The sequence below is a fragment of the Pseudotamlana agarivorans genome, assembly GCF_018860245.1.
GTDB classification, from domain to species: Bacteria; Bacteroidota; Bacteroidia; order Flavobacteriales; family Flavobacteriaceae; genus Pseudotamlana; species Pseudotamlana agarivorans_A.
In genome coordinates this window covers 66,422-79,935 of sequence record NZ_JAHKPD010000018.1, presented here as the reverse complement: position 1 = coordinate 79,935, position 13,514 = coordinate 66,422, and the positions used below count along the sequence as shown (strand labels likewise).

Annotated in this window: 10 protein-coding genes; 7 read left to right on the top strand and 3 right to left on the bottom strand. The window is 33.9% G+C overall.

The annotated features are described in order from the left end of the window. Window positions 1-6: 6 nt before the first annotated feature. From KO493_RS11315 to accD, 3 genes are all read left to right on the top strand, one after another. The gene (locus KO493_RS11315) at window positions 7-2,541 is read left to right on the top strand and encodes a BamA/TamA family outer membrane protein (RefSeq protein ID WP_216068086.1); all 2,535 of its coding nucleotides are present in this window, start codon (window positions 7-9) and stop codon (window positions 2,539-2,541) included. 133 nt (window positions 2,542-2,674) lie between these two features. Further along, the gene (gene fbaA / locus KO493_RS11310) at window positions 2,675-3,742 is read left to right on the top strand and encodes a class II fructose-bisphosphate aldolase (protein WP_216068085.1); all 1,068 of its coding nucleotides are present in this window, start codon (window positions 2,675-2,677) and stop codon (window positions 3,740-3,742) included. A 292-nt stretch (window positions 3,743-4,034) separates the two neighbouring features. Beyond that, window positions 4,035-4,892, top strand: coding sequence for an acetyl-CoA carboxylase, carboxyltransferase subunit beta (gene accD / locus KO493_RS11305; protein WP_216068084.1), 858 nt, complete (start codon window positions 4,035-4,037; stop codon window positions 4,890-4,892). A 53-nt stretch (window positions 4,893-4,945) separates the two neighbouring features. Here accD and KO493_RS11300 read toward each other — a convergent pair whose 3' ends face one another. Then, complete coding sequence (locus tag KO493_RS11300; protein WP_216068083.1) at window positions 4,946-6,058, bottom strand: sensor histidine kinase; 1,113 nt, start codon at window positions 6,056-6,058, stop codon at window positions 4,946-4,948. 169 nt (window positions 6,059-6,227) lie between these two features. Between KO493_RS11300 and rpsO the strand changes: the two genes are divergently transcribed. Continuing rightward, entirely contained in the window at window positions 6,228-6,497 is a 270-nt protein-coding gene (rpsO, locus tag KO493_RS11295) for a 30S ribosomal protein S15 (protein ID WP_216068082.1), read from the top strand. Window positions 6,498-6,705: 208 nt separating this feature from the next. Further along, window positions 6,706-8,949, top strand: coding sequence for a polyribonucleotide nucleotidyltransferase (locus KO493_RS11290; protein ID WP_216068081.1), 2,244 nt, complete (start codon window positions 6,706-6,708; stop codon window positions 8,947-8,949). A 618-nt stretch (window positions 8,950-9,567) separates the two neighbouring features. Here KO493_RS11290 and KO493_RS11285 read toward each other — a convergent pair. Together KO493_RS11285 and KO493_RS11280 are read right to left on the bottom strand one after the other, a co-directional pair. After that, window positions 9,568-10,395 (bottom strand): helix-turn-helix transcriptional regulator, encoded by an 828-nt coding sequence (locus tag KO493_RS11285; RefSeq protein ID WP_216068080.1) that lies wholly within the window; start codon window positions 10,393-10,395, stop codon window positions 9,568-9,570. 1 nt (window position 10,396) lies between these two features. Next, on the bottom strand, window positions 10,397-10,774 hold the full coding sequence (locus KO493_RS11280) for a hypothetical protein (protein ID WP_216068079.1): 378 nt from the start codon (window positions 10,772-10,774) through the stop codon (window positions 10,397-10,399). Between the two features lie 175 nt (window positions 10,775-10,949). Between KO493_RS11280 and KO493_RS11275 the strand changes: the two genes are divergently transcribed. Continuing rightward, window positions 10,950-12,392, top strand: a complete 1,443-nt coding sequence (locus KO493_RS11275; RefSeq protein WP_216068078.1) for a glycosyltransferase — start codon at window positions 10,950-10,952, stop codon at window positions 12,390-12,392. 149 nt (window positions 12,393-12,541) lie between these two features. Then, the gene (locus KO493_RS11270) at window positions 12,542-13,405 is read left to right on the top strand and encodes a sigma-70 family RNA polymerase sigma factor (protein ID WP_019387909.1); all 864 of its coding nucleotides are present in this window, start codon (window positions 12,542-12,544) and stop codon (window positions 13,403-13,405) included. Window positions 13,406-13,514 lie beyond the last annotated feature (109 nt).

Sequence of the window (13,514 nt, the reverse complement as noted above, 5' to 3'; positions counted from 1 at the left end):
TTTCATTTGAAAAAACAGCACTTAAAAATATTCATTTTAGCATGCATCATAGGGTATATTTACTCCTGTGATACTGTAAAAAGAGTTAATGATAGTGAACTGTTATTATTAGAAAACGAAGTGTTTGTAAATGAAAAAAAAGACAATTCAGAAAAGACTGAAAATCTACTTTATCAACATCCTAATAGTAATTTATTTGGTGTTCCTTTAAGATTAAACATCTATAATACAGCACGACCAAATAGAGACTCTATTTTTGAGGCTTGGCTTGATAAAAACCCAAAGCGCAGAGAACGTCTAAAAAGAAGATATTCACAAAAACAGGTTGATAATTTGAAAAGTTCTGCCATCGGCTTTAATAATTGGCTCAAAGAAACTGGTGAAGCTCCTGTTATTATTAATGAAAGCAAGGCTAAGAAATCGGTTAATCGTTTAGAAGCTTACTATATTAACAATGGCTGGTTTAATGCTTCTGCTGAATACGATATTATTGAGGAAGACAATAAAAAAGCGACTATAAAGTATGATGTAAAAACAGGTCCAGGTTTTTTAATTGATTCGATTACCGAAAAGATTAAATCTCCCAAGGTTAAATCGCTTTATGACCGTTATAAAGCCGAATCTTTTATAAAAACGAATGCTCAATATAAAACAGTTAATTTTGATGATGAGCGTAAAAGAATTTCAACGAGATTACGTAATTCTGGAGTGTATCATTTTAACCAAGATTATATCACTTTTGAAATTGACACCATTGGCACCAATAAAAAGGTAAACGTAGGCTTAACTATTCAAAATCGCTCGATACGTACCCATGACTCCATAAGAAGAGAACCTTTTGAGATTTATACCATTAGTGATGTTAATGTTGTTACAGACTACTCTTTTGAAAATCGCGGAAAACCATTTCAAGACTCTATTTCGTTTAACGGTTATAAATTTTACAGTTATGGTAAAATGAAGCATCAGCCCAAGGCTATTGTAGACGCTATTTTTATAAAACCAGGAGACGTTTTTAGAGACCAAGACATGGTTAACACCTACCGTCATTTAAAAGAATTGCGAACATTTAGATATCCAAACATCGAAGTAACCGAACGCCTTGACAATACGATAACCGATACTATTAAATTAACACCCTTAAAAAAATTCAGCCTAGGATTTAGCACCGATGTTTCTACTAGTAATATTCAAACATTAGGTTTCTCATTAAACCCAAGCTTGTTAATGCGTAATATTTTTAGAGGTGCCGAAACCTTAGAAATTGCAGGAAAGGGATCAATTGGCTCGTCCAAAGAAGCCAATAACAAAAACAACACCAGTAATGCTTTTTTCGACATTATTGAATATGGAATCGATTTCAGATTAACTATCCCAAGGTTTTTCTCGCCATTTTACACAAAACATTTAATTCCTAAATACATGTCTCCTACCACCAATATTAATTTGGCCATGACCAGTCAAACTAATATTGGGCTAGACAAACAAACTTTGGGAGGTAGTTTTAATTATAATTGGTCCCCTAACAAAACTGTTACAAATAGACTGGAAGTTTTTAATGTGCAATACGTGCAAAATTTAAATGTTGACGCCTATTTTAATGTGTATCAAAATTCATTTGAATCCTTAAATGACATTGCGCAGGATGTGAATTATATTGGCCCAGATGAAACCTTAGAGATTCCTGATCAGGCAAACGATTTTATTGAATATGCCACTACGGTTCCTCCCCCTCCTGAATTTTCAGACAATCAATATAACACTATAAATAGCATTAGTGAACGTAAAAATCGACTAACAGAAAACAACCTTATTTTATCTGCTAGTTGGAGTGTCACAGTAAACGAACGCGCGAATCTGTTTGATGAAGATTACTCTATTTTCCGTTTTAAATTGGAGCCTGCAGGAAATTTACTCTCATTAGGTTCAAATCTTTTAAAACTAAAAGAAGATGATGAGGGGCGAAACACACTATTCGATGTGGCCTATTCTCAATTTATAAAAACAGAAATTGAATATATAAAACACTGGGATTTAGGCAAAAAAAACATCCTAGCCTTTAGAAGTTTTTTAGGTATTGCTATACCCTATGGAAACTCAAACAGCATACCCTTTTCTCGAAGTTTTTTCGCAGGTGGTCCTAACGACAATAGAGCATGGACGGCCTATAGCTTGGGTCCAGGAAGCTCGCAAACAACAGATGAATTTAATGAAGCTAATTTAAAACTAGCTTTTAATGCCGAACAACGGTTTAATATTTTCCATAATTTTTACGGAGCCGTTTTTGTAGATGTTGGTAATATATATAATGTTTTAGATAACGTGACGGACGAAGGTGCTACTTTTACTGGCTTTAAATCGCTTAAAGACTTGGCGGTAGGATCTGGCGTCGGACTTAGATATGACTTTAGTTTTTTTGTTTTTCGTTTTGATGTTGGATTTAAAACCCACGACCCATCCTATAATAAAGGCAGCAGGTGGTTTCAAGACTACAATTTCTCCAATGCGGTATATAACATTGGTATAAATTACCCCTTTTAGCCTGAATTTTTGCGGCCTTTCACTACAACGTTTTAGTATTCTTTTAACGTTTTAGCCGTATAAAACACTCTAGAGTTAGTCCAAATTTGTTTACTTTTATACCAAACTAACATACAAAAAACAATTATTTATTATGGGACATAACATAAAACCAGGTGTAGCTACAGGACAAGAAGTTCAAGCTATATTCAAACATGCAAAAGATAATAACTATGCTCTTCCAGCTGTTAATGTTATTGGATCTGACACTATAAACGGTGTTTTAGAAACTGCCAGAGACTTAAATGCTCCAGTAATCATTCAGTTTTCAAATGGTGGCGCACAATTTAATGCAGGAAAAGGCCTTAGTAATGATGGGCAGAAGTCTGCTATCGCTGGTGGTATTGCTGGTGCTAAGCATGTTCATACTTTAGCTGAAGCCTATGGTGTACCCGTGATTTTACATACAGACCATTGTGCTAAAAAATTATTGCCTTGGATTGATGGTTTATTAGATGCTAGTGAAAAACATTTCGCTGAGACAGGAAAACCTTTATTCAGTTCTCACATGATTGATTTATCTGAAGAACCTATCGAAGAGAACATAGCTATTTGTAAGACCTATTTAGAGCGTATGAGCAAAATGGGAATGACCTTAGAAATCGAGCTTGGTATTACAGGAGGAGAAGAAGATGGTGTAGACAATTCGGATGTAGATGATTCTAAATTATACACGCAACCAGAAGAAGTCGCTTACGCCTACGAAGAATTAAGTAAAGTAAGTTCTCAATTTACCATTGCAGCCGCTTTTGGTAACGTTCACGGTGTTTACAAACCAGGGAATGTAAAATTAACTCCAAAAATCTTAAAAAATTCTCAAGAATATATTTCTAAAAAGTATAATGTTGAACATAACCACATTGATTTTGTTTTCCATGGTGGATCTGGATCGACAGTTGAAGAAATTCGTGAAGGAATTAGCTACGGTGTCATCAAAATGAATATCGATACCGACTTACAATATGCATTCATGACTGGTATCAGAGATTATATGGGTGAAAAATCTGAATATTTAAAAGCCCAAATAGGTAACCCTGATGGTGCTGACTCACCAAATAAAAAGTATTATGACCCTAGAGTATGGCTGCGTAAAGGTGAAGCTACATTCGTGGAACGACTAAAAAAGGCTTTTGAAGACCTTAACAATGTAAATACTTTATAGGTTTTAGATACATTTACTACAAATGTTATAAAAAAGGTTCTGCTTCTTGCGGAACCTTTTTTACTTAAAATGTTATTTTTCAGAGAAATACAGATGCATTCCTAATAAAACCTGAATGTCATTACTAGAAATTTAAAAAAAGTCTTAATTTTGTAGTCAGGCTTTTTCTTGTTTTTTTAGTATTGAATTTATTTTTGATAGATGCTAAAAATTAAGATCAAGTACCTTGATAACATTTTATTTTGAACACACATTTTTTAGCTCAGCTAAAAACTAAAATATACTAATCAATATGACTTGGTTTAAAAGAACAACAAAAGGTATTACAACAAAGACCGAAGAGAAGAAAGACACCCCAAAAGGGTTATGGTACAAATCTCCAACTGGTAAAATTGTAGACACAGAAGAATTAGAAAAGAACTTCTATGTAAGTCCGGAGGATGGCTACCACGTAAGAATAGGCAGTAAAGAATATTTTGAAATTCTTTTTGACGATAATACATTTAAAGAGTTAGATATCAACTTAGAATCTAAAGACCCTTTAAAATTTGAGGATACAAAAAAATACCCAGACCGTTTAAAAACGGCTCAAACCAAAACCAACTTAAAGGATGCTGTTCGTACTGCAGTAGGAAAATCTAAAGGTAAAGACTTGGTTGTTGCCTGTATGGATTTTGCCTTTATAGGAGGTTCAATGGGTAGTGTTGTAGGTGAAAAAATTGCGCGTGCTGCAGATCATTCCCTTAAAAACAATATACCTTTAATGATTATTTCAAAATCAGGAGGAGCTCGTATGATGGAGGCAGCGTTATCCCTTATGCAATTAGCAAAAACATCGGTAAAACTAGCACAGTTAGCAGATGCTGGGATTCCTTATATCTCATTATGTACAGATCCAACCACAGGAGGTATTACGGCTTCTTTTGCAATGTTGGGAGACATTAACATTGCTGAACCAGGTGCTTTAATTGGTTTTGCTGGACCTAGAATTGTAAAAGACACCACTGGTAAAGATTTACCAGAAGGTTTCCAAACTTCAGAATTTTTAATGGAGCACGGTTTCTTAGATTTTATTACGCAACGTAAAGAATTGAAAAACAAGGTAAACCAATACTTAGATTTAGTTTTAAATCAACCTTTAAGAGCTTAACTCTTAGAAGAACACATAATAAAAGACCTGTTTTAGATTTAAAACAGGTTTTTTTATGCGCTTTTAAAATATATTGAAAACTCACTACCTACTCCTACTTTGCTAGCCACCTTTACTTTACCGCCTAAAGATTCAATATGGTTTTTTGTAATAAACAAACCAATACCAATGGCGTCTTTGTTTGAGTGAAAAGTTTTATACATTTGAAAAAGTTTATTACCATATTTTTCTAAATCAATGCCTTTGCCATTATCACTGATTTTGAGAATAACATACCCTTTTTCTTTAACAGCATCCAATTTAACTTTAGCCGTTCGTTCGTCGTCACGATACTTTATCGCATTGGTTAAAAAGTTTAAAATAATACTATCTAAATAAGCAGGTATTCCTTTAACAAATATTTCTTCATCTACCTTATTTGTAATGGTCGTTTCGGTGTTTTTTGCAAAAGCGGCTACGGTATAAATTGCTTTATCAACATAGTCGTACAAATTCAAATGTTTCACCTCACTAGAATCTACTTGTTTTATTTTGGCTACTTGGGTTAAATGTGAAACCGTTTCCTCAAGGTTGTCAATGGCGTGAGATAGAAGCTCAAAGTTTTCATTATCCTTGAGCCAAGAAAACTCTTCCTCCATAAAACCTTTAATTGTAGATAAGTTTCCTGAATGGGATCGCAAATTATGTGTTATAATGTCGGCGAAAGCCGTTAACCTTTCGTTTTGCTCTCTCACAACGCTTAACATAAGCTTTAACTTATCTTGATTTCTTTTACGGTTCGTAATATCCGAAAACTGCCAAATCATTTGTCCAGGAGATCCATCGGCATTTGCAATTAGAGACACAGAGATTAAGACCCAAATAACAGAACCGTCTTTATGAAAATAACGCTGCCTAACACGATAGCGATCAACTTTACCTTGAAGTAACCGCTCATATTTAATTTGGTGTACACCTAAGTCTTCCCTAAAGATTATATTTTCAATGTTCATATTGAACAACTCTAACCTAGTATAACCAAAGAGTTCACACACACTATCGTTAACCTTTATCCAGTCACCATCTAAAGTTAATATGGCAATTCCATTATAGGTATTGTTAAAAATGCTTTCTAAAGAATCGTAAGTATCAGGAAAGTTACTTTGAGAGAATAGTGCTTTCTTCATTTATAAGGGGTTGTAGTTAAAAACAATTAAATAATACGATCTACTATAATCCAAGGGAATAATTAGTAAAAGTTACGTAAAAAAACTTTCAAACACAAAAAAGTTAGTATATTTGCCGCTCGAAAGAAAACCTTTCGTGTACATAAAAATCATTTACAATAATATTAGCATGTATTTATCAAAAGAAGAAAAGCAAGAGATGTTTGCAAAACACGGTAACGGGAAAAACGATACTGGTTCAGCAGAAGGACAAATTGCTTTGTTTACACAAAGAATTAATCACTTAACAGAGCACTTAAAAAAGAATCGTAAAGATTTTAACACTGAGCGTTCATTAGTGAAATTAGTAGGTAAAAGAAGAAGCTTACTAGATTACTTAACTAAGAAAGATATCTTAAGATATCGTGCCATAGTGAAAGAATTAGGATTAAGAAAATAAGAAAAAAAGAGGCTTTAATTAGCCTCTTTTTTTTATCTTAGCCTTTATCGATTTTATCAAATTTTACAGATAAAATCAAGAAATAAATAACTCTAGCGCAGAGTTTAAACTACGCATTGAAGAAGCTAATTACAGTTTTTCATTGGTCATACACAACACTACACACAACAACACAACGACCATTGTTTAATTTAGTATTACAAAATTTATGATTCCACAAGTTTTTAAAGAGGTCATAGACCTAGGTGACGGTAGAGAAATTTCTATTGAAACTGGAAAGTTAGCAAAACAGGCACATGGCTCTGTTGTTGTTCAATCAGGAAAATGTATGTTATTATGTACAGTTGTTTCCAATTACAAGCAAGCTGATGTTGATTTTTTACCCTTAACAGTAGATTATCGCGAAAAATTTGCAGCTGCAGGACGTTACCCAGGTGGTTTCTTCAAAAGAGAAGCTAGACCTAGTGACGGTGAAGTATTAACCATGCGTTTAGTAGACCGTGTTTTACGTCCGTTATTCCCAAAAGATTACCATTCTGAAACTCAGGTAATGATCCAATTAATGTCTCACGATGAAGATGTTATGCCTGATGCTATGGCTGGATTAGCTGCTTCTGCCGCTATTCAATTGTCTGATTTTCCATTTGAATGTGCTATCTCTGAAGCCAGAGTTGGTCGTATAAATGGAGAATTTATCATCAACCCAACCAGAGCGCAATTAGAAGAATCTGACATCGATATGATGATTGGAGCATCGGCTGATTCGGTAATGATGGTTGAAGGTGAAATGGATGAGATTTCTGAAGAAGAAATGACTGAGGCTATCAAATTTGCGCACGAAGCCATTAAAGTACAATGTGCTGCTCAAGTTAAATTAGCTGAAGCTTTTGGTAAAAAAGAAGTTCGTGAGTATGAGCCAGAACGTGAAGATGCCGATCTAGCACAAAAAATTCATGAGCTTGCTTACGATAAAGTTTACGCTGTAGCAAGAACGGCTTCCGCAAAACATGATAGAACTGCTGCTTTCGCCGAAATTAAAGAAGAAATAAAAGCAACTTTTTCTGAAGAAGAATTAGCCGATTTAGGTGGATTAATTTCAAAATATTACAGCAAAGCTGAAAAAGCAGCTGTTAGAGATTTAACATTAAATGAAGGCTTGCGTTTAGACGGTAGAAAAACCGATGAAATTAGACCAATCTGGTGTGAAGTTGATTATTTACCATCTACACACGGGTCGTCAATATTTACTCGTGGGGAAACTCAAGCATTAGCCACTGTAACTCTAGGAACTTCTAGAGATGCTATGCAAATAGATATGCCATCTTTTGAAGGTGAGGAACGTTTCTATTTACACTATAACTTCCCTCCTTTTTGTACAGGTGAAGCTAGACCAATTCGTGGAACATCTCGTAGAGAGGTTGGACACGGTAACTTAGCACAACGTGCTTTAAAAGGCATGATTCCAGCAGATTGTCCTTACACGGTTCGTGTGGTATCTGAAGTATTAGAAAGCAACGGTTCGTCTTCAATGGCAACAGTTTGTTCTGGCACCATGGCCCTTATGGATGCTGGTGTTCAAATGATTAAACCAGTTTCTGGTATCGCCATGGGATTAATTTCTGATGCTGAATCAGGAAAATACGCAGTATTATCTGATATTTTAGGAGATGAAGATCACTTGGGTGATATGGACTTTAAAGTAACTGGTACGGCTGATGGTATTACAGCTTGTCAAATGGATATTAAAGTAAAAGGATTATCTTATGAAATTCTTGTTAACGCTTTAAAACAAGCACGTGACGGTCGTTTACATATTTTAGAAAAAATCACAGATACAATTGCTACTCCTAATGCTGATGTAAAAGAGCATTCTCCAAAAATGATTACTAGAAGAATTCCTAACGAATTTATTGGTGCATTAATTGGACCTGGAGGAAAAGTAATTCAAGAAATGCAAAAAGAAACTGGAACCACTATCGTTATTAACGAAGATCCAGTAACCGAAGAAGGTATTGTTGAAATTTTAGGAGTTGGTAATGAAGGGATTGATGCTGTTCAAGCTAAAATAGATTCTTTATTATTTAAACCTGAAGTAGGTAGCGTATACGAAGTAAAAGTTATTAAAATGCTTGATTTTGGTGCTGTTGTAGAATATCTTGATGCTCCTGGAAACGAAGTGTTATTACACGTAAGTGAATTAGCATGGGAACGTACTGAAAACGTAAGTGACGTTGTTAATATGGGTGACGTTTTTGATGTGAAGTACTTTGGAGTTGACCCAAGAACACGCAAAGAAAAAGTATCTCGTAAAGCTATCTTACCAAAACCAGAAGGTTATGTTGCCAGACCACCAAGAGATGATAAACGTTCTGGTGGACGTGATAATAGAGGTAGGGATAATCGCGGACGTGATAACCGTCGTGATGACAGAAAACCTAGGGAGGATAAATAATTTATTCTTTTGCTAATATTATAAAACCCCATAAAGTTTAAACTTTATGGGGTTTTCTTCTTAAGAGTGGTTCGTTGAAAAAACTATTTTATATAGATTTAATCAAAGAAAAGTATCTAAAAACAGTATCTAAATATTAATAATAATATCCACAATAAGTATATAAAGACAACTATACCTATAACTAAAATTGGTAACGATTTATTCAGTACTCCTTTAATTTCTTTTGTGCTCATAATGTAAATAGTTTGAGAGTAGAATTAATAAATTTAATTTCACTGAATTACGAATTTCAAGTCATTTTGAATCGTAATTTCCTTAAACCTTTATTAATTTCATCGTTACAAATTAAGGTTTATATTCTGTACTTTTGAATGAACACTAGGGAGACAAATAGGAGACATTTATTGTTTCGTCGTTAATTTTTGCTATTTAATTATGTTATTTAACATTAGTATTGTGTTATAATTCCATAATTTTCAAAGAAAACGACTTTATTACTTAGGTTTTAGTAAGTGTAAAAATGTAGCAAGCAATAATAATTTCTACCAAATAGTTGTTTCAAATGGTGAAATACATTATAATTCGTTATTCTATTTATATAACATCCCGAAGTCACTAAATATTAAACAGAAATAATCTTAAAGAATTTTTAGGGGATAAATTTAATTTATGCTTCATACGTTGAATCCCTTTTTTAACGGCAGCAAGTGAGATGTTCAAGAAGAAGGCAATCTCAGAATTATTAAACCCCATCTTTATGAAAGAAGCCAACTTCAAATTGCTATCTGTCAACGTATTATTTATATCTAATAGGCGTTTATAGAACAAAGGATGCACTTCTTCAAAATGCACTTTAAATAGTTGATATTGATATTCATCTTTAAGGTGCTTGGCTATAGAGTCTCTTAACTTTTGTAGTTCACCTGAAGTTAATTTCATATCATTTTCGATCAATTTTTGTAAACGTGTATCCGTTTGCTCTAAAAACTGATTTTTAGTATCTAAAACCAAATAATTGGTACTTAACAACCTATTGAGCTCGTTGTTCTTTAAAGTATTTTCAACCTCTCTTTCAAATTGCCTTTTAGCCGTACGCAAAAGCATCACAGCCTGTTGATTCGCTAATGTATCAATAAAACAAAACAACTTGTTTTCTAATACCGCACTAAAAGCCGGATTACCAGAGCCATTAGTCAAAAGTATAACAGGAATATGAGCATCACTGTAAGTTTGGAATTCATCCATAATACTATCGATATCATTGATAAAATTATAATCAATGATCACGACCTCTACATTTCTTAAGGTAACTTCAGTAATGGTTTCTGTAACAATCAACTCAAAACCATGCTGTTTCAGATACAACGAAGAAAAATCATCGCTACCATCAGAAAGGAGTATCACTTTACTTAAAGTATTATTTTTTGAATGAGAACGCACCATATTAGTCGCTAGTTAAGTATTCTAGAGCGACGTTAGTATCTGTAAAAAACTTAATTTTACTTCCAGTATGTGACGTATAAATTTTCACTAATAAAGCCACAAATCCACTAGAACCAACGAGTACCGATTTATTAATCTTGCATTGAACTTTTTTACCTAATACAGCCATCTGTCGTGTCGTTCCAGGACTCGTTCTCAACCCTTTAATACTAACCATAGCACGCACCGATTTATCCGGACGTTCGAGCCCCATGGCCACCGCGGTTTCTATTTGATCAAGAATTTGCCGTTCGGTTTCCAGCCCTGAAAAATCAACATATATATATTCTGTATTTAAATGGTATTTCCATTCTGGTTGTTTAAGGTTTTGTTTACTCATCTATTTGTTTCAATATTTCTTGTTCTTAATACCGCTATTTTCCAAAGGTAGAAATTCAATTTATAAACTGAAACATTCCACCCTAAACGTTAGCATAAAGTTAAATTAATTATGAAAAGAATCTAAAAACAACCCTGTAGCCGTATAACCCACAAATACAAGTTTAAAAAAATTTATGGAATTAAATAACGCACAAAACTACAAGCTAACAGAAGCCGCTAACTCTAAACAGTCTTCACTTCTAAATGAGTTGGTTTCAAATATAAAAAACCTCATAACGAATAAAACAGGTCGAACCTGGGGTTTTCTTGTATTAGTGAGTACTTTTTTATTAATGGCAAATGCAGCATATCTTTTCTATTTACTACAAAATGATTTTTACGAATTCAATTTAACACAATCAAGTTCAACATTTGGCTCAGTCTTCCTTATCTTCTGCACTGGTTTACTTGTCTTCAAGGCTAGTTTTTTCATATATACTTTATATAAATATTTTTGCTATAAGCCCGTTGAATCCGTTTCAGATGAGGAATTACCAACTGTAACAATAATTGTTCCAGCATACAATGAAGGCAAACAAGTTTGGGACACACTAATCAGCTTGGCTAAAAGTGATTTTCCAGAAGAAAAACTACAGCTATTAGCCATTGATGATGGCAGTAAAGACGATACATGGCAATGGATGCTTAAAGCGAAAGAGCAATTAGGTAACCGTTTAGAAATATGCAAACAATCTGAAAATAAAGGAAAGCGCCATGCTTTATACCGTGGTTTTAATCAAGGCACCGGAGAGATTTTTGTTACCGTAGATAGTGATTCTATAGTTAACCCAGATACCGTAAGACTATTAGTAAGCCCTTTTGTAAACAATGAAAAATGTGGCGCTGTAGCCGGAAACATTCGAGTACTTAATAATAAGAAGGCGCTACTGCCTAAAATGCTAGATGTAAGTTTCGTTTTAAGTTTTGAATTTGTTAGATCTGCTGAAAGCACGCTTAACTCCGTTCTTTGTACTCCAGGAGCGCTTGCTGCATATAGACGATCAGAAGTTTTTGCTTGTCTTCCAGAATGGATTAACCAAACTTTTATGGGTAAACCATCAGACATTGGTGAAGATCGTGCTCTAACGAATATGATCTTAAAACAAGGTAAGCATGTATTATTCCAAAGAAATGCCTACGCCTACACAAACGTTCCTGAAAAATACCAAGGTCTTTACAAAATGTTTATAAGATGGGGACGTAGTAACGTTCGTGAAAACATTGAAATGTCTAAATATGTATTCACAAACTTTAAAAAAGAATCAAAACTAGGAACACGACTTTTATTTTTAAGTCAGTCTTCAGAAATTATAATGACTTACCCGTTCTTGATATTTATGATGTTTTTCGTAGTCACACATCCCCTATTATTTATAAGTTCAACCTTAGTCGCCACATTAATACTCTCAACATTTTCCATGTTGTTTTACGCCAATCGTTATAAAGTATCCGAATCATTCTGGGCATATACCTATAGTATATTATATACGTTTGCTTTATTTTGGATAACGCCATACGCCATTGCAACAGCAAGTAAAAGTGGCTGGTTAACCCGTGAACTTACCGTGAAAAAATAAGTTTAAGGCCTCTTGCAGTACTGAAACATTTGTGCTTTCAATTGTATTTTTATAAAAAAGATTACATTTTTTGTAACATTATCTTTTATAAACACGTATAACCATTGAATGCCCTATTATTCACAATTTAAATTACAGGAGAACATTAAATGAGACAGCTAAAAATTACGAAGCAGGTAACCAATAGAGAAACCGCTTCGTTAGATAAATATTTACAGGAAATTGGTAAAGTAGATTTAATTACTGCCGATGAGGAAGTAGAATTAGCACAACGTATTAAAGCCGGCGACCAAATTGCTTTAGAAAAGTTAACCAAAGCAAATTTACGTTTCGTGGTATCTGTGGCAAAACAATATCAAAACCAAGGTTTAACATTACCTGATTTAATTAATGAGGGGAATTTAGGTTTAATTAAGGCTGCACAACGTTTTGATGAAACTCGTGGTTTTAAATTTATATCCTATGCGGTATGGTGGATTCGACAATCGATTCTTCAAGCTTTAGCTGAACAATCTCGTATTGTACGTTTACCTTTAAATAAAATTGGATCGATTAATAAGATTAATAAGACTTTTGCCTTTTTAGAGCAAAGTCATGAACGTCCGCCTTCTGCTGAAGAAATTGCAAAAGAATTAGACATGACTATTAACGATGTTAAGGAGTCTATGAAAAATTCTGGTCGTCACGTAAGTATGGATGCGCCCCTAGTTGAAGGTGAAGACTCAAACTTATACGATGTACTAAACAGTGGTGAATCTCCAAACCCAGATAAAGAATTATTACACGAATCTTTACGTACTGAAATCGAGCGTGCCTTAGAAACACTAACACCTCGTGAAGCAGATGTAATTCGTTTATACTTTGGTTTAGGAAATCAACACCCAATGACTTTGGAAGAAATTGGTGAAACTTTCGATTTAACACGCGAGCGTGTAAGACAAATTAAGGAAAAAGCCATTAGAAGATTAAAACATACCTCTAGAAGTAAAATTTTAAAGACTTATTTAGGTTAGTAATTCATTTAAATTACGACTAAATTACAACAACAAACAGTTACTCATAACTGTTCGTTTTTTGATTGATGAAAGAACCCTCGGCTGATTACCGAGGGTTTATTTTTCT

Excerpts from the sequence above, each read along its gene's own strand:
- fbaA (WP_216068085.1), top strand. The coding sequence starts at position 2,675 with ATGGGACATAACATAAAACCAGGTGTAGCTACAGGACAAGAAGTTCAA.
- accD (WP_216068084.1), top strand. The coding sequence starts at position 4,035 with ATGACTTGGTTTAAAAGAACAACAAAAGGTATTACAACAAAGACCGAA.
- KO493_RS11300 (WP_216068083.1), bottom strand. The coding sequence starts at position 6,058 with ATGAAGAAAGCACTATTCTCTCAAAGTAACTTTCCTGATACTTACGAT.
- rpsO (WP_216068082.1), top strand. The coding sequence starts at position 6,228 with ATGTATTTATCAAAAGAAGAAAAGCAAGAGATGTTTGCAAAACACGGT.
- KO493_RS11290 (WP_216068081.1), top strand. The coding sequence starts at position 6,706 with ATGATTCCACAAGTTTTTAAAGAGGTCATAGACCTAGGTGACGGTAGA.
- KO493_RS11285 (WP_216068080.1), bottom strand. The coding sequence starts at position 10,395 with ATGGTGCGTTCTCATTCAAAAAATAATACTTTAAGTAAAGTGATACTC.
- KO493_RS11280 (WP_216068079.1), bottom strand. The coding sequence starts at position 10,774 with ATGAGTAAACAAAACCTTAAACAACCAGAATGGAAATACCATTTAAAT.
- KO493_RS11275 (WP_216068078.1), top strand. The coding sequence starts at position 10,950 with ATGGAATTAAATAACGCACAAAACTACAAGCTAACAGAAGCCGCTAAC.
- KO493_RS11270 (WP_019387909.1), top strand. The coding sequence starts at position 12,542 with ATGAGACAGCTAAAAATTACGAAGCAGGTAACCAATAGAGAAACCGCT.